Raw genomic sequence first — 21960 nt, 5'->3', positions numbered from 1 at the left:
GCGCGATTATGGCTTCCGATACTCAACCCGTTACCGAGACCTCACGCACAACGCTGCGTGCCAAAGCGCCGGCGTCGGCGACGACAAAGCGGGCTGCCACCGGTGCGCGCTGGGTCGTGCCCGCGAAAATCGTAGTGTTCATTGCGGCGTTGTATCCGCTCGCGCGCATCGTGTTGTTCGGCATGACCGATCGACTGGGCGCGAATCCGATCGAGTTCATCACACGCTCGACGGGCCTGTGGACGCTCGTCTTTCTTTGCATCACGCTGGCGGTGACGCCGTTGCGGCGACTGACCGGCATTACTGCATTGGCCAGGTTCCGCCGGATGCTAGGTTTGTATGCATTCTTCTATGCGACGCTGCACTTCACCACGTACCTGTGGTTCGACAAGTGGTTCGACGTCGCCGCGATTCTCAAGGACATCGGCAAGCGGCCGTTCATCACTGTGGGTTTCGCGGCGTTCGTGCTGCTGATCGCATTGGCCGTTACGTCGCCGCGCGCGATTGTGCGCAAACTTGGGCGGCGCTGGCAGACACTGCATCGCGCGATCTATGCGATCGGCGGGCTCGCGATCCTGCACTTCTGGTGGATGAAGGCGGGTAAGCACGACCTGATCTTGCCGAAGATCTACGGTGCGATCATGGTCGCGTTGCTGGGGTGGCGTTTGCTCGTATGGCTGCGCGAGCGGAGGGTAAAGACACGCTGAGCATCGGGTGCGGCGCGCAAATAAAAAAGGCGATGCCGCAGTGGCTTCGACTTTTTTATTGAGGGGCTCCAGGCTTTGACGTTTACGCCGGCAAGATTGTCTCGCCCGCAAACAGCTGCTTTACCTCTTCACGTGCGCGGACCACATACGCTTGTGTACCATCAACCATCACCTCGGCCGCACGCGGACGGGTGTTGTAGTTCGAGCTCATCACAAAGCCATAGGCGCCAGCCGAGCGAATCGCCAGCAGATCGCCCGGCTCGACCGCCAGCAGACGCTCACGACCCAGCCAATCGCCGCTTTCGCAAACCGGGCCGACCACGTCGTACACGTGGGCGGGCACGTCGCGCTTAACGACAGCCTCGATCGCGTGATACGCCTCGTACATCGCCGGCCGCGCGAGATCGGTCATCGCCGCGTCGACGATGGCGAAGTTCTTTTCCGCGCCAGGCTTCAGAAACTCGACGCGTGTGAGCAGTACACCCGCATTGCCGACCAGCGAACGGCCCGGCTCGAAATACACTTCACGATGCCCATGACCGCGCGCTTCGATGCGATCCAGCACGGTGCGCACGAAGTCGCCGATTTCCGGCGGCGTTTCGTCGTCGTACGTGATGCCGAGACCACCACCTACGTCGATGTGGCGAATCTTCACGCCGTCCTGCTCGATCTGTTCGACCAGTTCGAGAACCTTGTCGACTGCGTCCAGATACGGTGCGACTTCAGTGATCTGCGAGCCGATATGGCAGTCGATGCCGACCACGTCGAGATGCGTCATTGCCGCGGCGGCGCGATACGTAGCGCGTGCATCTTCGAACGCGACACCGAATTTGTTCGACTTCAGGCCGGTGGAAATATATGGATGCGTTTTCGCGTCGACGTCAGGATTCACGCGCAGCGAGACGGGGGCCTTTTTGCCCATTTCCGCCGCCACCGCATTCAGGCGGTCGAGCTCGGGAATCGATTCGACGTTGAAGCACTTGACGCCGGCCGCGAGCGCCTGACGCATCTCGTCCGCATGCTTGCCGACGCCGGAAAACACGGTGTTTTCCGCTTTGCCGCCAGCGGCCAGCACGCGCGCCAGCTCACCGCCCGACACGATGTCGAAGCCCGCGCCAAGGCGCGCGAATACGTTCAGCACCGCGAGATTGCTATTGGCCTTGACGGCGACGTGCACGGTCGCACGGCGGCCGGCGCAAGCGCCTGCGTAGGCATTCCACGCTTCGGTGAGTGCAGCGCGCGAATAGACGTACAGCGGCGTGCCGAACTGTTCGGCGAGTGAGGCGGCGGACACGCCCTCGGCGTGCAACACGCCGTCGACGTAGTCAAATGCGGATCGAGTCATGCGAAAGTCTTATTGAGCGGGAGTGACGGCGGAAGCAGGCTGCGCTGGCGTCGCAGCAGATGCGGGAGGTGCGGCGAGTTCGCTTTCCGGCGACAACGAGAGCGGTGCGCCAGAAGTATCCGGTACGTCACCCATCGGGGAGGGGGTTCCCACACCCGATTTCACTTCATCCGGCGACGGCGGTTGCGTGCGATCGATCGGCTTGGCCGGTAGCGGCGGCACGGTGGGCAAATAGAGCGAACCGCGTTGCCCGCAGCCGGCAAGTGCACAACCTGCGAGAATGGCTAAACCCGCTACAATCGCGCGGCCGGGCGCCGCCGCGCGCATCCGAGATACGACTCGCATGACTGTCCCTGAATAAATAATCGATGGAGTTTAGCATGTCCGATAGTGATTACCTGACCCGCGCGGAAGCCGCGCTAGCCGCCATCGAACGCGCGCTCGACGACACGGAAGCCGACATCGAACTCGAGCGCAGCGGCAATGTCCTGACCCTCGAATTCGAGAACCGCACGAAGATCATCGTCAACCTGCAGCCGCCGATGAGCGAGATCTGGATCGCCGCGAAAGCGGGTGGTTTCCACTTCCGTTTCATCGACGGTGAATGGCGCGACACGCGCAGCGGCACGGAGTTTTTTGCTGCGCTGTCGGAGTACGCGACGCAGCAGGCCGGCGAGCCGGTTCACTTCCAAGCGTAAAGCGCTTGATAAAAACCGCCGCGCATCGAGCGCGGCGGTTTTTTTCTGGCGGACGTTGCCGCCTCTTCTGAGCGCGTCTTTAGTGCCCGCGGAACAGATTCATGATGTCCTGCTTTTCCTGTTCGCCGACTTGCTCGGGCGCGGCCGCGGACGCGCCGCTCGCCTCGGCATCCAGCGCTGCCTGGCTGATACCGACCGTCGAGACGAAACCGTGGCCTGGCGTGAAATCGTCGAAATACAGTTCTGAACCGAGCTCGGTCACGTCGTCGGGCATCGGCATCTTGTAGTCCGGCACGCCTTTGAGGGCGCGCGCCATGTATTCGATCCACACCGGCAACGCGAGGCCGCCCCCCGTTTCCTTATCGCCGAGACTGCGCGGGTTGTCGTAGCCTATCCACGCGATGGCCGTAAGCGTGTGCTGATAGCCGGCGAACCACGCATCGCGCGAATCGTTGGTCGTGCCGGTCTTGCCGCCGAGATCGGTACGCTTCAGCACGTTGCTCTTCGCGCCCGTGCCACGTTGCGCGACGCTTTGCAGCAGGCTGTTCATCACATACGCGTTGCGTGGTTCGATTGCGTGCGGCGCACTCTGCTCGGCGACCAGCGGTTGCGCGTGCGCCACGACGATGCCGCGCTGATCGGTGACTTCCGCGATCAGATACGGGTTGATGCGATAGCCGCCGTTAGCAAACACCGAGAATGCGCCAGCCATCTGCAAGGGGGTAACGAGTCCCGCGCCGAGCGCCATCGGCAGATAAGCCGGGTGGCGATCCGCGTCGAAGCCGAAACGCGTGATGTATTGCTGCGCGTACTTGGTGCCGATGTGGTTCAGAATGCGAATCGACACGAGGTTCTTCGACTTCTGCAGCGCGGTGCGCATGGTCATCGGACCATCGAAACCGCCGCCGTAGTTCTTCGGCTCCCACGCCTGGCCGCCCGTCTCCGCAGCGCTGAAAAAGAGCGGTGCATCGTTGATCACGGTGGCCGGTCCGAGTCCCTTTTCGAGCGAGGCCGAATAGATGAACGGTTTGAAGCTCGAACCCGGCTGGCGCCATGCCTGGGTCACGTGGTTGAACTTGTTCTTGTTGAAGTCGAAACCGCCGACCAGCGCGCGAATCGCTCCGTCTTGCGGGATCACTGAAACGAACGCGCCTTCCACTTGCGGCAACTGCGTGATCGACCAGTTGCCGTCGTCATCCTTCACGACGCGAATGATCGCGCCGGGCCGCACGCGTTGATTCGGCTGCGCGCGCGTACCGAGCGCGAACTGCGCGAAGCGCAGGCCGTCGCCCTGAATGGTCGCGACGTTGCCGTCGATGAAGGTGGCCTGCACCTGCTTCGGGTTCGCCGCCGTAACCACCGCGGCGATGATTTCACCGTTGTCGGGATGTTCGAGCAACGCGTCGTCGATGGCCTGTTCGCGGTCGTCCGCATCGGACGGCAAATCGATGAAGGCTTCGGGCCCGCGATAGCCGTGGCGCCGTTCGTAGTCCATCAGACCTTTGCGTAGCGCCCGGTAAGCGACGTCCTGATCGGCCGAGTCGATGGTGGTCACGACGTTCAGGCCGCGCGTGTACGCCTCTTCGCGATACTGCGCGTACATCATCTGCCGCACCATTTCCGCGACGTACTCCGCGTGCACGCTGAATTCCTTGCCCGCGCCCTTGACGATCAGCGGCTGCCTGCTTGCCTCGTCGTATTGTTCCTGAGTGATGTAGTGCAGTTCGTACATGCGCTGCAGGATGTACTCCTGGCGGATCTTCGCGCGCTTCGGATTGACCACCGGGTTATACGCGGACGGCGCCTTCGGCAAACCCGCCAGCATGGCGGATTCCGCCAGGGTCAGGTCCTTCAGATCTTTCCCGAAGTACACCCGCGCCGCGCTCGCGAAGCCATACGCGCGCTGACCGAGATAGATCTGATTCATGTACACCTCGAGAATCTGATCTTTCGACAGCTTCGACTCGATTTTGTACGCGAGCAGCATCTCGTAGATCTTGCGCGTGTAGGTCTTTTCACTCGACAGGAAGAAGTTGCGCGCCACCTGCATGGTGATCGTGCTGGCGCCTTGCGTGGCGTGGCCGTTGGTCAGTGCGACGAAGCCGGCTCGCGCGATGCCTGTGAGGTCGACGCCGCCGTGATCGTAGAAGCGCGCGTCTTCGATTGCCAGCACGGCTTTCTTCAGGCTATCGGGCACGTCCTGGATATGGACGATGTCGCGCCGCTCTTCACCGAATTCGCCGATCAGCACGTGGTCAGCCGTATAGATGCGCAATGGCACCTTCGGCCGGTAGTCGGTCAGCGCATCGAGCGACGGCAGGTTCGGCGTTGCTACCACCAGCGCATAACCGAGCACCAGCAGCACGCACAGGATGCCTGCAACGATCAGACCCACAAAGCCGATGATGAGCTTGAGCCACAAGGGGCGTTTGCGCTTCTGCGGCGCGGGCGGCGGAGACGTAGGAGACGTGGATTGCATATGGGCACCAAAAAACAGTCCCGCGATTATAGCCGCCTCGCTTTTCAGCTTTCGGCATGCTTACTGACAGTTCTTGACAAGTCTGCACACCGCGCGGGAATGACTTCACTGTAGACGCTTTGATGGCAGAGAGCGCGCGCGTCGCGCAACGTTAGCCATTCGGCTGAGTGTCGCGCGGCGACGCGGCTAAGCACAATCCTCCCTCGCTACTCGCGTTCGAATGGTTCGTCGCGTGAGTCTGAGGGAGGGCGTGATGACGTTCAAAAGTTCGTGGCTTCAAGGTGTGCAACTCGGTGCGCAGCGTTTTGCTGCGGGAATCGATGTGGGTTCGCAGTCCGTGCGGCTGGTCGTGGTGAGTCAGCATTCGCGCGCACGTGCCGCGCTGCATATCGAACATGCGAGCACTGTGCCGCTCGGCGCAGGCGCAATGGCCGGCACAGAGATCGCCGACCGGCATGCGGTGGCGCGTGCGTTGCGCGACGCATTCGCGGGGCTGCCGCGCGTGTGTGCGACGCATGCATTGCGCTGCGCGATGGCGCTGCCTGCCTCGGCCACGTTGACCACTACCGTGCCGCTCACACGGCTAGCCGCGCTCGCCGGTTGCGTGGGAGACGGCGGGCATGAACTCGCCGAACTCGAGCCGGCGGTGATGAACGAAGTCGAGCGCATCGCAGGCCTCGAGCGGCATGCGTTGGCTGTCGACTGGTTCGTCGACGAAACGCGTTCGCCGATCCGTTCGGTGACGATCGCCGCAACCGCGCGCCAGCATCTCGAAGCGCGTATCGAATGCGCAGCGACCGCCGGCATCTCGCTCACCGCGATCGATGGCGAGCCGCACGCGGCTTTGCGTGCAATGCGCTACGCGGCGAGTCACGAACTCGATCCGCACGAGCCCTATGTCGCGCTCTGGATCGGCACGGACGGCGTGTATGGCTGGCGCATCGTCGACGACTGCCTGGTCGGCGAAATGCGCTACCCGGCGCCCGAACACGCCGATCTCGCCGACGCGTTGCGTGATCTCGTCCACGGCCCGGTACTCGATTGTGCGTTGTTGAGCGGCGAGGTCGATCTGCTCGACAGCGTGGGTTTCTCGATTGCGGATATCGCCGACGTGTTGGGCTGCACTGTGCTGCCGTTCGAGTGTGCGGCGCTGGGTGGGCGTGCGCGTCAACTGCACGATCCGCTGTTGCACGAGCCTGCCGCCGCGGTCGCATTCGGACTTGCGCTGCGCGGAGTACTCGAATGATGCGCGGTCTGCAGCCTCATTTGGATCCGGCGGACCCGGACACGCGGGCCTCTACGCGTGGCGCGCGCTTAGCACGGCCGTGGCTCGGCGGCTTCAATCTGCTGCCGTACAGGCAACGCAACGCTCGTCTCGCGCGCCGGCGGCGTTTGCTCGAATGGTTTGCCGCCGCGCTCGCCGGCTTTGCGGCCGTGTTCGCGTTAGTCGGATGGCAGGCATTCGAAAGGGCGCGGCTGGATGCGCAGCGCGCGACGATCGAACAATCGCTTGCGCAACTGGCCGAACCGCTCGCCGAGCACGCCAGATTGCTGCGGGTGCAGGACGAACAGCGCAAAGGCGCGGCGCGTGCGATGAACCTGTCCGAGCCGCTTACGCATTTGCGCGATTTGCTGGATGCGTTGAGTTTTGAACCCGGTGACGGCGTGGTGTTGCAGCAGATGCGGCAGCGCGAGCATGAGACGGAGTTGCTCGCGACCTCGCGCGGACATATCGCATCGGCCGAGTGGCTCAAACGCTTGAGTGCGATCCGCGGCGTGAAGGGCGCCGAGGTGAGCGATCTGCGTCGCTCGGCGCCACGCAGCAGTTCGGTGGCGGCGGCCAGCGTGACCGGCCCGATCGAATTCGGAGCGCATCTGCGCTGGGGCGACCCGCCGAAGAAAACGGCCTATACGTCGGGCTTGGCCGCGCAACGTCAGATGAAATCTGAACAATCAGGAGATACGAAATGAGTACGACTTTTGTCGGGTTCGGCGGCGCGGCAAGCGCGCGGCCCGCTTTTTCCCAGTGGATGAAGCGCGCACGTGTGCCGCTCGCTGCCTGGAGTCGCCGGCGCCGTTGGGCGGTCGCATTGCTGATCGCAGCGGTGGTGTTCGGACTTGGCACGCATGGCTGGGTTGTGGCCGATCTCGGCGGGGTCGAGGCGAGCCGTACGGCATTGGAGGCGGCCACGCGGCATCTCACGGACGCGCACCGTGCGCCGACGCAATTGCCCGCGCTGCGTCGGGACGTTGCCGCCATGCCAGGCGCACAACTGCCTGCGTCATGGACCTCCGCGGACGACGTGCGGATCGTATCCGAACTCGCGGCGCAGAATAGCGTCTCGTTGCTCTCGTTGGAACCGGGCGCCGCCAGCGGCTCAGGTGTCGAAAGCATGCGCCCTGTACAGTTCACCGCGCACACAGATTTCGTCCACCTGATGGCATTTCTGCGCGGCCTATCGGATCTGCCGGTGCTGATCGTGCCCGTCGACGTGACGGTCAAGCGCGATGCCGATTCGTTAGCGGTGAGGGCAACGCTGCACGTATTCAGCGCGCTGAGGCCGCTGCCTTCAACTGCGACCGCGGACGCGTTTGCCGACGAAAGCCTAGATTCGGACGACGAAGAAAACATCGTGTTCTTCGACCCGTTCTCGCTTCCGCAGATGCCCGCGTCCGGCGAGCCGCCGCCTGATGCTTCGCAATTGCGCCTGGTCGGCTTGCTGCACGATCGCACACGCGGACTCGCCTTGCTCGATACGCCGGATGGCGCGACCACGGTCGTATCCGGGCAGCAGCTCGGTACCGAGCGCGTCACGCGGCTCGACGCGCTCAGCATCACGCTGGTCAATGGCGGCGCGACACGTACGCTGGCACTGGCGGAGACGTCCTGATGAGGCTGATGAAACCGTTCGGTCTCGCTGCCTCGCGTGTCGGCGTTCGTGTGTGGTTTGGTTCTGGCGTGTGTCGCGGCTTGCCTGGAAGGATGTGTGGGAGCCCGTTTCGCAACGTGGCTCGCAGCTCGATTCACAATTCGCTTTGCGACCTGCTTCGCGGCCTGGTCGCATGCATGGCGATAAGCCTCGGCATCGCGCACGCTTCAACCCCACCGTTGCCGCCGCTGCCCGCATACATGCCGCTCGACGACGCCATTGCGCCGCCCGATGCTCGATACGACGTGCCGCCGTTACCACGCGGCACCGCTGCTGAAGTACCCAACCCGTTCCGCGACAATTCCGTAGACGACTCCGTCGCTGACTCTGGCGTATCCCGAGCGGCGGCAACCGCTGACATCGGACGCGCCGACGACCTGGCCGGCGACGCAGACGGTTCACTGCCGCTACGGAGGCAATCCGCGGCGTCGGCGCACAACAACGCCACTGGAATCTCGGCGCTCGAAGGGCCGCCGGTGCCACTGCCTCCGCTTGCGCGCCTGAGCGACGCACCGAAAACGCAGGCAGACGCCAAACTCGCCGCCGACGACAAACCGATTTCGCTTAACTTCCAGCGCGCGGAACTCGGCGCGGTGCTCAACGCGTTCGCCCAGTTCACCGGCCTGAACATCGTCGCGAGCGAGAGAGTGCGTGGCGCCGTATCCCTGCGACTCGACAAGGTGCCGTGGCGCACCGCTTTCGATACCTTGCTCGACGTAAACGGGCTCGCCATGGAGCGCCACGGCAACGTGATCTGGGTCGCGCCGATCGCGGATCTGGCTGCGCGCGAACGGCAGCGTTTCGAAGCGCACGCGAGAGCCGCTGACCTTGAGCCGCTCGCAAGCCGCACGTTCGAGCTGCACTACGCTCGGGCCGAAGACGTGCGGCGCTTGCTGACCGGTGCCGGAAACCAGCGCGTGCTGTCCAAACGCGGTGCCGCGACTGCCGATCCGCGCACCAACCTGTTGTTCGTCACCGATCTCGAAGGACGCCTCGCGCAAATCACGGCGTTGCTTGCGTCCGTCGACCGGCCAACCCGTCAGGTATTGATCGAAGCGCGTATCGTCGAGGGTGAGCATGGTTTTTCGCGCAATCTCGGTGTGCGGCTCTCCATGGCGGCCACCAACGCCGACGGCACCGCCAGAGGCTTGACGGGCGGCACGGACGGCACCGTGTACGATCTGTCGGCGCGGCCGATTTCCGGTTTCGACGCCGCCACCGCCGGGCTGACCTTGTTCGCAGCCGGGGCGACGCGGCTCCTGAACATCGAGCTGAGCGCGCTGGAGGCCGAAGGACGCGGCGAAATCGTCTCGAGCCCCCGGGTCGTGACGGCGGACCGGATGAAAGCGGTCGTCGAGCAGGGCACCGAGCTGCCCTATCAGGCGAAAGTGGGGCAGGGCGTGTCGGGCGTGCAGTTTCGCCGCGCCACGCTCAAACTGGAGGTCGAGCCGCAAATCATGCCGGACGGCAGAGTGGTGCTGGACCTCGACGTCGCCAAGGACAGCGTCGGCGAGCAGACCGACGCCGGGCCCGCGATCAACACCAAACACGTGCAAACGCGCGTCGAAGTCGAAGATGGTGGTACGGTGTCGATCGGCGGAATTTACGCGACCGACAACCGGGACGATGTGACGCGGGTGCCGGTCCTGGGCAAAATACCGGTTTTAGGCGCGCTTTTCCGCCATCGGGCCCATCGGGACCAGCGCAGTGAACTGGCAGTTTTCATCACGCCGCGCGTCGTTCAGACAAATTAGGGGCACGCTGCCGCCGCTCTCCCGCGGCGGCCGGCAGGCTCGACAAGGCAGCCGCTTTGCCAGTAAGCTGCGGCACGAACCATACCGGATTAGCCAGAGGGACACCGTTGCAAGCGCGGGACGCACACGCCAATGTATTTTTTGTAGGGCTCATGGGGGCAGGCAAAACCACCGTGGGCCGGGCCATTGCGCGCCGTCTCGATCGCCCGTTCTTCGATTCCGACCATGAAATCGAGGCGCGTACGGGCGCGCGCATCCCTGTGATCTTCGAACTGGAAGGTGAAGCGGGCTTTCGCGATCGCGAGGCGCATGTGATTTCCGACCTGACCGGGCGCGAAAATATCGTGCTGGCCACAGGCGGCGGCGCGGTGCTGCGGCCGGAAAACCGCGAAGCGCTGCAAAATCGGGGCGTGGTGATCTATTTGCGCGCCAATCCGCACGATCTGTGGCTGCGCACCCGGCGCGACAAGAATCGCCCGCTGTTGCAAACCGAAGACCCCAAAGCGCGCCTCGAGGCGCTCTACGAAGTGCGCGATCCGCTATACCGGGAATGTGCGCACTTCGTGATCGAAACTGGCCGGCCTTCGGTCAACGGACTCGTCAACATGGTTCTGATGCAGCTCGAGATGGCCGGCGTCGCCAAACATCCTGCGTCATAATGGACCGTATGATTACCGTCAATGTCGAACTGGGCGAGCGCGCCTACCCCATCCATATCGGTGCCGATCTCATCGGCCAGACCGCGTTGTTCGCGCCGCATATCGCCGGCAGTTCGGTCACGATCGTCACGAATACCACGGTCGACCCGCTTTACGGCGACAAGCTGCGCGCCGCGCTGGCGCCGCTCGGCAAGCAGGTCTCCACGGTCGTTTTGCCCGACGGCGAAGCGTACAAGAACCTCGAAACCCTGAACCTGATTTTCGACGCGCTGCTGGGCTCGCGCGCCGATCGCAAGACCACGCTGATTGCCTTGGGCGGCGGCGTGATCGGCGACATGACGGGGTTTGCCGCGGCCTGCTACATGCGCGGCGTGCCGTTCATCCAGGTGCCGACTACGTTGTTATCGCAGGTGGATTCGTCGGTGGGCGGCAAGACGGGCATCAACCACCCGCTCGGCAAGAATATGATCGGCGCGTTCTATCAGCCGCAGGCCGTGATCGCCGACATCGGCGCGCTGCGCACGCTGCCGGCGCGCGAACTGGCCGCGGGCGTCGCCGAAGTGATCAAGACCGGCGCGATTGCCGACGCCGGTTTCTTCGGCTGGATCGAAGCGAACATCGAGGCGCTCAATCGCTGCGAGCCCGAAGCGCTGGCCGGGGCGGTCAAGCGCTCGTGTGAGATCAAGGCTTCGGTCGTGGCGCAGGACGAGCGCGAAGGCGGGCTGCGCGCGATCCTCAATTTCGGCCACACGTTCGGCCATGCGATCGAAGCCGGACTCGGCTACGGCGAATGGCTGCACGGCGAGGCGGTCGGCTGCGGGATGGTGATGGCGGCGGACCTGTCCGTGCGCATGGGTTATCTCGACGAAGCGGCGCGCAAGCGTCTGGTCGATGTGATCGTTGCCGCGCATCTACCCACCCGGGCGCCTGCGCTCGGCGAGTCGCGTTATGTCGACCTCATGCGGGTCGACAAGAAGGCGGAAGCCGGCGCGATCAAATTCATTCTGCTGAAGCGTTTCGGTGAGACGCTGATCACCCAGGCGCCCGACGCCGAGGTGCATGCCACGCTGGTCGCCGCCGTCTAAACCGACTCGGCAGAGGCTTAGCAGCAAGGCAACACGCACCAGCGTCACGAGGCGCCGCCCATGTTTCGGAGAATCCGGTGACTGACAGGCGCAGCGACGATGTAAAGCATGACCCCGCAGGCACGCCGGTGAGCGGCGTGCCTTCGCAGGAAGCACTGGAAGCGCATCTCGCGCCGTATGCAGCGCATTCCGCGCAGTCGCGCGGCCGCCACTATCCCGAAGCCGCGCCAAGCGCGCGCACCGAATTCCAGCGCGATCGCGACCGCATTGTCCATTCGACGGCGTTCCGCCGGCTTGAATACAAAACTCAGGTATTCGTGAATCACGAAGGCGATCTGTTTCGCACGCGACTCACGCATAGCCTGGAAGTCGCGCAGATTGCCCGTTCGGTGGCTCGCAACCTGCGCGTCAATGAAGACCTCGTCGAAGCCATTTCGCTTGCGCACGATCTCGGTCATACGCCGTTCGGCCATGCGGGCCAGGATGCGCTGAACGAATGTATGCGCGAGCATGGCGGCTTCGAGCACAACCTGCAAAGCCTCGCGGTGGTCGACGATCTGGAGGAGCACTACGGCGCGTTCAACGGCCTGAATCTCTGCTTCGAAACGCGGGAGGGTATTCTCAAGCACTGCTCGCGTGAGAACGCGCGGCGGCTCGGCGCGCTCGGCGAGCGCTTTCTGGAGGGGCGGCAGCCTTCCATCGAAGCGCAGATCGCCAATGTCGCCGATGAGATTGCGTACAGCAACCACGATGTCGACGACGGCTTGCGCTCAGGCTTGCTCACGGTGGAGCAGCTTGCCGAAGTCGAGTTATGGCAGACGCACTACGTGGCGGCGCGCGGCGACTTTCCGCAGATCGAAGGGCGCCGGCTGATTCACGAGACGGTGCGCCGCATCATCAATACGTTAATCGTCGACCTGATCGATACGACCTCGCTCAATCTTGCAAGGCACGCGCCAGTCTCGCTGGACGCAGTGCGCGCCGCACCGCCGCTGGTCGCGCATAGTGAAGCGATCGCCGCGCAGGCGGCGGCGCTCAAGCGGTTTCTGTTCAAAAACCTGTACCGCCACTATCGCGTGATGCGCATGGCCAACAAGGCGCGTCGCGTGGTGGCCGGTCTGTTCGATGCGTTCACCGAAGATTCGCGGCTATTGCCACCCGGTTATCAATCGACGGACGCGTCGCAGCAACCGCGCCTGATCGCCCATTACATCGCGGGCATGACGGATCGATACGCGGTGAAGGAGTATCAGCGGCTGTTCGTGATCGACGACAACTGAACGGGCCCCGCCGACGGGTGTCGGTGCAAGAAGTCCGCCGGCAGGTAAGGCTACCAGTGGGAGTCGGCCCGTCTCGCTGCTCGTTGCAACATCCCGCCTACCGCAGCCGCGACGCGAACAGCGCGCCGGCAATCAGCGCAACGCCGCCGACGATTGCAATTGTCTGCCAAGGGTTTTCATGCACGTAGTCGTCGGCATCGGCAATCGCCACTTCAGCGCGTTCGCGCATGGCTTCACGGGTGTCGTTCAGGCGCTCGCGTGCTGCGCCGAGCTGCTTGTGCAGTTTGCTGCGCAGCGCCACCGCGTCGGCCTGGGTGCCGTCCGCCAAGGTGGATTCGAGTTCCGACATCAGCGTGCGCAGTTCACCTGCGATATCTGCGGCCGCATGGCGGCTACGGCGAGCAATACGCCGCGCACGGCGGCTCGTGGTGGTCCAGGATTCGCCGAGGGCGTCTCGCGTGTTCGGAAGTGTTGTCATGGTCGCTCCGTCGATGAGGATGATAAAAGTCTCCGCATACTCATGCGAAACATGGCGTCACGCAACTTCGATGCCAAAGGCTGCGCGGTGTTCCAGCGAGGTCATCACACACGTGCCGACGGTTGCTGGCGGCAGAAATTGCACTGGAAAGGTCGATCGGTGGTCAAAATTACAACGCATCCGGCATTTACCAAAATAGGTGACAGAGGCATAGAATCAAAAACGCCGTCACGTGTGTGACGGCGTTTGGCCGAGGTGCGGACTGTTCGCGACGGTTCGATCCATGCAGGCACAGCCTGCCTCCCTAGAAGACGTAACCTATCTTCGCGAAAGTAACGATCGGGTTGAGTCTGATTTTTGCCTCGGACGTCACGGTCAGGTTGCCAACCGGAGTCGCAGCGTTCGAGGTCAGTTTCGCGGTTACGCTGAGCGGTATGTATGAGACGGAGAGGCCTGCGAACCAGTGTTTGGTGAACGCATAGTTGAAACCGAGATTAAACACCGGTGCCCAGGAACGATCCGTCGATACCGAGGTCGGACCATGCAGTACGCCTTGTTCAAACGCAGTGTTGGTGATCTTCGCGTCCGTGAACCAGACGTACGTGACGCCGAGCCCGGCATACGGTCGGAACGCCGCGGTGGCGTCGTTGAAGTAGTATTTGAACAGGAGAGCAGGACTCCATTGCTTCGCGGAGCCGAGCGTACCGAATTGCCCGAAGGTGCCTGTGCCTAGCAGGTTGAATTTCGGCGGAATGCCAATTTCGGCTTCCGCGGAGATGTGATCGGTGACAAAGTAGCCTAGGCTTAAGCCGAGGGTGTCGGAGCTGTCGATGCCAGCGCCTGTGCCGGGTACTGAGATGTTGACGGGTGTCCCGCCGACGCTTGTTTCTTTCAAAGGATCGCTACTGTCTTGAGGGGCGAAATGGAACCACCCCGTCGTAGCGTAAAAACTGCCGGCCGATTGCGCGTGAGCTGCCGTCATGCAGGCGAGCGCCGCGATCCCCGTTATGGCCTGTTTTAATTTCATATGTGCTCCTCCAAAAAAGGCCCGCTCATTATGACCACAACGTTTGAAACAAACCATACGCGGCAGTTAGAGCTTTCTCCCTAAGCGCCGGGCGGTTTCTGGCTAAGCCGCGCCGCGCCGAACCCAGCGCCCACGCGGCTTTTCGGACCTTCGGGTATATACCAACGCGACTATTGGATACTCCAGCATGGCACGGCTTGCACGTCTCTATGTCCCTGACCAGCCGCAGCACGTCATCCTCCGTGGACTCGATCAGCAGCCCGCATTTGTCGACGACCAGGACTACGAGCTTTTCATCGACTGCTTAAAAGCGGCTTCACGCGACCATCACTTGTCCATCCACGCGTATGCGTTGATGCCGGGCTCAGTCCAACTGCTCGTCACACCCACTGAGGAGTCGAGCCTGCCGAAGGCAATGCAGGCGGTGGGGCGCCGCTACGTTGCGCACTTCAACCGGCGTTATGCGCGTCGCGGCACACTGTGGGAGGGCCGCTACCGTGCCACGGTAATCGAAGGGGAGCGGTATTTCCTGCTGGCGAGCCGCGTTGTCGAGATGTCGCCGGTGCGCGCCGGGCTTGTAAGCGCGCCCGAGGACTACCGCTGGTCGAGCTACCGCCATCACATCGGCCTCACGCTCGACAGCCTGATTACCGACCATCCGTTGTACTGGTCGCTCGGCAATACGCCGTTCGAACGACAGCGCGCCTACCGGGAGTTGTGCGAGCAACCGCTCGACGAACGCGAAGCCAGTCAGCTTCAGCAGGCCACCCTGAAAGGCTGGGTTTTGGGCAGCGACACCTACCGCGAATGGGCGGCGCGGGCGGCCAACCGGCGCGTTTCGCCGCTGCCGCGCGGGCGGCCGCGCAAGGTCCGCGAAACGCCGCAGACGCAATAAAGCGTTCCATATCAAAGGGCTGCACCCGAAACGGCATCTTCGCATGCCGTTTTCTTCTGCACCTTTTTGATATGGCACCAATAAAAAATAGCCGCAATGCACCAACTTGATAATTGGGGCTCGAACATCACGTTTTATTTGCTATTCCGTTGATTCGTCGCGTATATTCCGAATTTCGGCACTTTTTGGCACGCGTAGCATTCAAGCGTACTGAGTCGCCGTCGCGGTTGCGGTGCGCACTGCGGCAATAGAAAACGGTTTTAACGGCCTGTCCGGCCCCTCACAGACGGTGTCCCCATGAACGACCACCAGCAACCGACTCACCCGGTTCCCGCCGCGCAAGGTCTGTACGACCCGCAAAACGAACATGACGCCTGCGGCGTCGGCTTCGTCGCCCATATCAAGGGCAAGAAAAGCCACGAGATCATCGAGCAGGGCCTGAAGATTCTCGAGAACCTCGACCACCGGGGCGCCGTCGGCGCCGATCCGCTGATGGGCGACGGCGCGGGCATCCTGATCCAGATTCCGGACGGTTTCTATCGTGAGGAAATGGCCAAGCAGGGCGTCGTGCTGCCGCCGAACGGCGAGTACGGCGTGGGCATGGTCTTCCTGCCGAAGGAACATGCATCGCGTCTCGCCTGCGAACAGGAGCTGGAACGCACGGTGAAGGCCGAAGGCCAGGTCGTGCTGGGCTGGCGCGACGTGCCGGTCGACCACACCATGCCGATTTCGCCCACCGTCAAGGCGAGCGAGCCGCTGATTCGCCAGATCTTCATCGGCCGCGGCAAGGACATCATGGTGACCGACGCGCTCGAGCGGAAGCTGTACGTGATCCGCAAGACCGCGAGCCACCGTATCCAGGCGCTCAAGCTCAAGCACGGCAAGGAATACTTCGTGCCGTCGTGCTCGGCGCGCACGGTCGTCTACAAGGGGCTGCTGCTGGCCGGCCAGGTTGGCGTGTATTACCGCGACCTGCAGGACGAGCGCACGGTGTCGGCGCTGGCGCTGGTGCACCAGCGCTTCTCGACCAACACGTTCCCGGCGTGGGAACTGGCTCACCCGTACCGCATGATCGCCCACAACGGCGAAATCAACACGGTGAAGGGCAACGTCAACTGGCTGAACGCCCGTACCGGCGCGATCGCGTCGCACGTGCTCGGCGACGATCTGCCCAAGCTGTGGCCGCTGATCTACCCGGGCCAATCCGACACAGCATCGTTCGACAACTGTCTCGAACTGCTGGTGATGGCCGGCTACCCGCTCGTCCACGCGGTCATGATGATGATCCCGGAAGCGTGGGAACAGCACACGCTGATGGACGACAACCGCCGCGCGTTCTACGAATACCACGCCGCGATGATGGAGCCGTGGGACGGCCCCGCCGCGATCGCCTTCACCGACGGCCGTCAGATCGGCGCCACGCTCGACCGTAACGGCCTGCGTCCGGCGCGCTACATCGTCACCGACGACGACCTGGTCATCATGGCGTCGGAAGCGGGCACGCTGCCTATCCCCGAGTCGAAGATCGTCAAGAAGTGGCGTCTGCAGCCGGGCAAGATGTTCCTGATCGACATGGAACACGGCCGCATCATCGACGACAAGGAACTGAAGGACAACCTCGCCAACGCCAAGCCGTACAAGAGCTGGATCGACGCCGTGCGCATCAAGCTCGACGAAATCGAGCCGAAGGCCGAAGACGTCGTCACGGAACGCCGCGAAGCCGCTGCTTTGCTGGATCGCCAGCAGGCGTTCGGCTACACGCAGGAAGACCTCAAGTTCCTGATGGCGCCGATGGCGCAAGCCGGTGAAGAAGCCGTCGGCTCGATGGGCAACGACTCGCCGCTGGCGGTCATGTCCAACAAGAACAAGACGCTCTATCACTACTTCAAGCAGTTGTTCGCGCAAGTCACGAACCCGCCGATCGACCCGATCCGTGAAAACATGGTGATGTCGCTGGTGTCGTTCGTCGGTCCGAAGCCGAACCTGCTGGACACGAACAACATCAACCCGCCGATGCGTCTCGAAGTGTCGCAGCCGGTGCTCGACTTCAAGGACATCGCCAAGATCCGTGCGATCGATCAGTACACGGGCGGCAAGTTCAGCTCGTACGAACTGAACATCTGCTATCCGGTGGCCTGGGGCAAGGAAGGCATCGAAGCGCGTCTGGCTTCGCTGTGCGCGGAAGCCGTCGATGCGGTCAAGTCCGGCTACAACATGCTGATCGTGTCGGACCGCAAGACCGACCGCGACAATGTGGCGATCCCGGCGCTGCTGGCCACCGCCGCGATCCATACGCACCTCGTCCAGCACGGTCTGCGCACGAGCGCGGGTCTCGTCGTGGAAACCGGCTCGGCTCGTGAAACGCACCACTTCGCGTTGCTCGCGGGCTACGGCGCGGAAGCCGTGCACCCGTACCTCGCGATGGAAACGCTCGGCCAGCTCGCAGCGGGCCTGAAGGGTGACCTGTCGGCGGAAAAGGCGGTCTACAACTTCACGAAGGCGGTCGGCAAGGGCCTGCAGAAGGTCATGTCGAAGATGGGCATTTCGACCTACATGTCGTACACCGGCGCGCAGATTTTCGAAGCTGTGGGTCTGGCTGAAGGCCTTGTGTCGAAGTACTTCAACGGCACCTCGTCGAAGGTCGGCGGGATCGGCCTGTTCGACGTCGCGGAAGAAGCGATCCGTCTGCATCGCGACGCGTTCGGCGACAACCCGGTGCTCGCGAACATGCTCGACGCGGGTGGCGAGTACGCCTATCGCGTGCGCGGCGAAGAACACATGTGGACGCCGGATGCGATCGCCAAGCTCCAACACTCGGCGCGCAGCAATTCGTACCAGACGTACAAGGAATACGCGCATCTGATCAACGATCAGACCAAGCGCCACATGACGTTCCGCGGCCTGTTCGAATTTAAGTTCGATCCGGCCAAGGCGATCCCGCTCGACGAAGTGGAATCGGCGAAGGACATCGTCAAGCGTTTCGCCACCGGCGCCATGTCGCTGGGCTCGATCTCGACCGAAGCCCACGCCACGCTGGCTGTCGCGATGAACCGCATCGGCGGCAAGTCGAACACCGGCGAAGGCGGCGAGGACGTGAACCGTTATCGCAACGAACTGCGCGGCATTCCGATCAAGAACGGCGACACCATGAAGTCGGTGATCGGCGATGAAGTGATCGTCGACATTCCGCTGAAGGACGGCGATTCGCTGCGCTCGAAGATCAAGCAGGTGGCGTCAGGCCGTTTCGGCGTGACGGCGGAATACCTCGCGTCGGCCGATCAGATCCAGATCAAGATGGCGCAAGGCGCGAAGCCGGGCGAAGGCGGTCAGTTGCCGGGCCACAAGGTGTCGGAATACATCGGCAAGCTGCGTTACTCGGTGCCGGGCGTCGGCCTGATTTCGCCGCCGCCGCACCACGACATCTACTCGATCGAAGATCTGGCGCAACTGATTCACGACCTGAAGAACGCCAACTCGGCCGCCAGCGTGTCGGTAAAGCTGGTGTCGGAGTCGGGCGTCGGTACGGTGGCAGCGGGTGTCGCCAAGGCGAAGGCCGATCACGTTGTGATCGCCGGTCATGACGGCGGTACGGGTGCATCGCCGCTGTCGTCGGTGAAGCATGCCGGTACACCGTGGGAACTGGGTCTGGCGGAAACGCAGCAGACGCTGGTGCTGAACCAGCTTCGCGGCCGTATCCGCGTGCAGGCCGACGGTCAGATGAAGACCGGCCGCGACGTCGTGATCGGCGCGCTGCTCGGCGCGGACGAATTCGGCTTCGCGACGGCGCCGCTGGTCGTCGAAGGCTGCATCATGATGCGCAAGTGCCACCTGAACACCTGCCCGGTCGGCGTCGCGACGCAAGATCCGGTGCTGCGTGCGAAGTTCCAGGGCCAGCCGGAACATGTCGTCAACTTCTTCTTCTTCGTTGCGGAAGAGGCGCGCGAAATCATGGCGCAACTGGGCATCCGCAAGTTCGAGGACCTGATCGGTCACGCCGAGCTGCTCGATATGAAGAAGGGCGTCGAACACTGGAAGGCGAAGGGTCTCGACTTCTCGCGCGTGTTCTATCAGCCGCAGGTGTCGGCAGACGTGGCACGCAAGCACGTCGACGTGCAGGACCACGGTCTCGACCGCGCACTGGATCACGTGCTGATCGAGAAGGCCAAGGCCGCCATCGAGAAGGGCGAGCACGTCTCGTTCATCCAGCCGGTGCGCAACGTGAACCGTACGGTCGGCGCGATGCTGTCCGGCACGATCGCGAAGAAGTACGGCCACGACGGCTTGCCTGACGACACGATTCACATCCAGTTGAAGGGCACCGCAGGCCAGAGTTTCGGCGCGTTCCTCGCGAGAGGCGTGACGCTGGATCTGGTTGGCGACGGCAACGACTATGTCGGCAAGGGCCTCTCGGGCGGCCGCATCATCATCCGTCCGACTAACGATTTCCGCGGCAAGTCCGAAGAAAACATCATCTGTGGCAACACGGTGATGTACGGCGCGATCGAAGGCGAAGCGTTCTTCCGCGGCGTCGCCGGCGAGCGTTTCTGCGTGCGTAACTCCGGTGCGACTGCGGTCGTCGAAGGCACGGGCGACCACGGTTGCGAATACATGACGGGCGGCACTGTGATCGTGCTCGGCGAAACGGGCCGTAACTTCGCGGCCGGTATGTCGGGCGGTATCGCTTACGTGTACGACCCGGACAGCACGTTCGCGGGCAAGTGCAACAAGTCGATGGTCGCGCTCGATCCGGTTCTGCAACAGGCTGAACAGGAACGCACGGTCGACAAGGGCTTGTGGCACAGCGGCGCAACCGACGAAGCCCTGCTCAAGGGTCTCATCGAACGTCACTTCCAGTTCACGGGTTCGCCGCGCGCGAAAGCGCTGCTGGAAAACTGGGATGCGTCGCGCCGTCAGTTCGTGAAGGTGTTCCCGACCGAATACAAGCGCGCACTGGGCGAAATGGCTGCGAAGAAGGCGAACAAGGAAGTACTCGCCGCTTAACTGACCCGCCCGCGGCTCGACCCGCAGACGTCACACTTAGCCGTACCCGCCGCGCTCGACGATTCGATTGTTCGACGCGGCGGGTGTAGATCACCTCACCTGATACAGATAGAGAAGAGAACCACATGGGCAAGGCAACCGGTTTTCTCGAGTATGAGCGCCGCCACGAGGCGTACGAAGCTCCGCTCACGCGTGTGAAGCACTACAAGGAATTTGTCGCGGCACTGACCGACGACGAAGCCAAGATTCAAGGCGCACGTTGCATGGACTGCGGCATTCCGTTCTGCAACAACGGCTGCCCGGTGAACAACATCATCCCGGACTTCAACGACCTGGTGTTCCATCAGGACTGGAAGAACGCGATCGAAGTGCTGCACTCGACGAACAACTTCCCCGAGTTCACGGGCCGCATCTGCCCGGCGCCGTGCGAAGCGGCATGTACGCTCGGCATCAACGACGACCCGGTGGGCATCAAGTCGATCGAACACGCGATCATCGACAAAGCGTGGGCCGAAGGTTGGGTCGCGCCGCTGCCGCCGAAGCACAAGACCGGCAAGAAGGTCGCCGTGGTCGGATCAGGCCCCGCCGGTTTGGCCGCCGCGCAGCAACTCGCGCGCGCGGGGCACGATGTCACCGTGTTCGAAAAGAACGACCGGATCGGCGGCTTGCTGCGTTACGGCATTCCTGACTTCAAGCTGGAGAAGTGGCTGATCGACCGCCGCATGCGTCAGATGGAAGCCGAAGGCGTGACGTTCCGCGCCAACGTGTTCGTCGGCAAGGCGGATTCGCTGCCGGAACACATCGGCAACACCGCGAAGGAAACCATCACACCGGCCGAGCTGAAAGAACAGTTCGACGCGGTCGTGATCGCCGGCGGTTCGGAAACGCCGCGCGATTTACCAGTGCCGGGCCGTGAACTGGAAGGCATCCACTACGCAATGGAATTCCTGCCGCAGCAGAACAAGGTCAATGCCGGCGACAAAGTCGCGAACCAATTGCTCGCCAAGGGCAAGCATGTGGTCGTGATCGGCGGCGGCGATACGGGTTCGGACTGCGTCGGTACGTCGAACCGTCATGGCGCGAAGAGCGTCACGCAATTCGAACTGCTGCCGCAACCGCCGGAAGAGGAAAACAAGCCGCTCGTGTGGCCGTACTGGCCGATCAAGCTGCGCACGTCGTCGTCGCATGACGAGGGCTGCTCGCGCGATTGGGCTGTTGCTACCAAGCGCCTCGAAGGCAAGAACGGCAAGGTCGAGAAGCTGATCGCGGCGCGCGTCGAATGGAAGGACGGCAAGATGCAGGAAGTGCCGAACTCGGAATTCGAAATGAAGGCCGATCTGGTGCTGCTGGCCATGGGCTTCACGCAACCGGTGTCGCCGGTGCTCGAAGCGTTCGGCGTCGACAAGGACAACCGTGGCAACGTGCGCGCGTCGACTGAAGGCGACAAGGCGTATTACACGTCAGTGGACAAGGTCTTCACCGCGGGCGATATGCGTCGTGGCCAGTCGCTCGTAGTGTGGGCGATTCGCGAAGGCCGTCAGTGCGCACGCTCGGTCGATGCGTTCCTGATGGGTCATTCGGAACTGCCGCGCTAACGTCTCCAGCTGGTTTTCGCTCTTCAA

At 62.9% G+C, this 21960-nt stretch carries 17 protein-coding genes; 12 read left to right on the top strand and 5 right to left on the bottom strand.

Annotated elements, in window-relative coordinates:
* Positions 1-8 precede the first annotated feature (8 nt).
* On the top strand, positions 9-707 hold the full coding sequence (gene msrQ / locus P3T25_RS21420) for a protein-methionine-sulfoxide reductase heme-binding subunit MsrQ (protein WP_429358919.1): 699 nt from the start codon (positions 9-11) through the stop codon (positions 705-707).
* Between the two features lie 82 nt (positions 708-789).
* On the opposite strand, the gene lysA is transcribed toward msrQ, so the two are convergent.
* Entirely contained in the window at positions 790-2052 is a 1263-nt protein-coding gene (lysA, locus tag P3T25_RS21415) for a diaminopimelate decarboxylase (protein ID WP_266239769.1), read from the bottom strand.
* A gap of 9 nt (positions 2053-2061) precedes the next feature.
* The gene (gene lptM, locus P3T25_RS21410; protein ID WP_154560930.1) at positions 2062-2397 is read right to left on the bottom strand and encodes an LPS translocon maturation chaperone LptM; all 336 of its coding nucleotides are present in this window, start codon (positions 2395-2397) and stop codon (positions 2062-2064) included.
* 35 nt (positions 2398-2432) lie between these two features.
* Here lptM and cyaY point away from each other — a divergent pair, with 35 nt between their 5' ends.
* The gene (gene cyaY, locus P3T25_RS21405) at positions 2433-2750 is read left to right on the top strand and encodes an iron donor protein CyaY (RefSeq protein WP_429358918.1); all 318 of its coding nucleotides are present in this window, start codon (positions 2433-2435) and stop codon (positions 2748-2750) included.
* Positions 2751-2829: 79 nt separating this feature from the next.
* Here the strand turns inward: cyaY and P3T25_RS21400 are convergent, their stop codons facing one another.
* The gene (locus tag P3T25_RS21400; RefSeq protein ID WP_429358917.1) at positions 2830-5229 is read right to left on the bottom strand and encodes a penicillin-binding protein 1A; all 2400 of its coding nucleotides are present in this window, start codon (positions 5227-5229) and stop codon (positions 2830-2832) included.
* A gap of 253 nt (positions 5230-5482) precedes the next feature.
* Between P3T25_RS21400 and pilM the strand changes: the two genes are divergently transcribed.
* From pilM to P3T25_RS21365, 7 genes are all read left to right on the top strand, one after another.
* On the top strand, positions 5483-6475 hold the full coding sequence (gene pilM / locus P3T25_RS21395) for a type IV pilus biogenesis protein PilM (protein ID WP_171926355.1): 993 nt from the start codon (positions 5483-5485) through the stop codon (positions 6473-6475).
* Complete coding sequence (locus P3T25_RS21390; RefSeq protein WP_429358916.1) at positions 6472-7200, top strand: fimbrial assembly protein; 729 nt, start codon at positions 6472-6474, stop codon at positions 7198-7200. The genes pilM and P3T25_RS21390 overlap by 4 nt, the downstream gene beginning before the upstream one ends.
* A complete protein-coding gene (locus P3T25_RS21385; protein ID WP_429358915.1) occupies positions 7197-8120 on the top strand; it encodes a hypothetical protein in 924 nt (307 codons plus the stop codon). Before P3T25_RS21390 ends, P3T25_RS21385 begins: the two co-directional genes overlap by 4 nt.
* A gap of 176 nt (positions 8121-8296) precedes the next feature.
* Positions 8297-9913 carry a type IV pilus secretin PilQ gene (gene pilQ / locus P3T25_RS21380; protein ID WP_171926394.1) on the top strand — a complete coding sequence of 539 codons (1617 nt, stop codon included), beginning with the start codon at positions 8297-8299 and terminating at the stop codon, positions 9911-9913.
* 107 nt (positions 9914-10020) lie between these two features.
* On the top strand, positions 10021-10572 hold the full coding sequence (locus P3T25_RS21375) for a shikimate kinase (RefSeq protein WP_154560936.1): 552 nt from the start codon (positions 10021-10023) through the stop codon (positions 10570-10572).
* Complete coding sequence (aroB, locus tag P3T25_RS21370) at positions 10572-11657, top strand: 3-dehydroquinate synthase (RefSeq protein WP_154560938.1); 1086 nt, start codon at positions 10572-10574, stop codon at positions 11655-11657. Before P3T25_RS21375 ends, aroB begins: the two co-directional genes overlap by 1 nt.
* Before the next feature lie 77 nt (positions 11658-11734).
* Positions 11735-12937 carry a deoxyguanosinetriphosphate triphosphohydrolase gene (locus P3T25_RS21365; protein ID WP_429358914.1) on the top strand — a complete coding sequence of 401 codons (1203 nt, stop codon included), beginning with the start codon at positions 11735-11737 and terminating at the stop codon, positions 12935-12937.
* Positions 12938-13034: 97 nt separating this feature from the next.
* On the opposite strand, the gene P3T25_RS21360 is transcribed toward P3T25_RS21365, so the two are convergent.
* Together P3T25_RS21360 and P3T25_RS21355 are read right to left on the bottom strand one after the other, a co-directional pair.
* Positions 13035-13415: a DUF883 family protein gene (locus tag P3T25_RS21360; RefSeq protein WP_154560940.1), complete on the bottom strand. Its 381-nt coding sequence runs from the start codon at positions 13413-13415 to the stop codon at positions 13035-13037.
* A 304-nt stretch (positions 13416-13719) separates the two neighbouring features.
* Positions 13720-14442: an OmpW/AlkL family protein gene (locus P3T25_RS21355; protein ID WP_154560942.1), complete on the bottom strand. Its 723-nt coding sequence runs from the start codon at positions 14440-14442 to the stop codon at positions 13720-13722.
* Between the two features lie 187 nt (positions 14443-14629).
* Here P3T25_RS21355 and P3T25_RS21350 point away from each other — a divergent pair, with 187 nt between their 5' ends.
* From P3T25_RS21350 to P3T25_RS21340, 3 genes are all read left to right on the top strand, one after another.
* Positions 14630-15337: a transposase gene (locus tag P3T25_RS21350; RefSeq protein WP_054036587.1), complete on the top strand. Its 708-nt coding sequence runs from the start codon at positions 14630-14632 to the stop codon at positions 15335-15337.
* Between the two features lie 297 nt (positions 15338-15634).
* A complete protein-coding gene (locus P3T25_RS21345) occupies positions 15635-20338 on the top strand; it encodes a glutamate synthase-related protein (protein ID WP_266239764.1) in 4704 nt (1567 codons plus the stop codon).
* 125 nt (positions 20339-20463) lie between these two features.
* Positions 20464-21933: a glutamate synthase subunit beta gene (locus tag P3T25_RS21340; RefSeq protein WP_154560946.1), complete on the top strand. Its 1470-nt coding sequence runs from the start codon at positions 20464-20466 to the stop codon at positions 21931-21933.
* Positions 21934-21960 lie beyond the last annotated feature (27 nt).

Source organism: Paraburkholderia sp. GAS32, from assembly GCF_050434225.1.
In the GTDB taxonomy this organism is placed as follows: Bacteria; Pseudomonadota; Gammaproteobacteria; order Burkholderiales; family Burkholderiaceae; genus Paraburkholderia; species Paraburkholderia madseniana.
The sequence above is the reverse complement of the archived record's forward strand: the minus strand, read 5'-3'. Positions and strand labels throughout refer to the sequence as shown.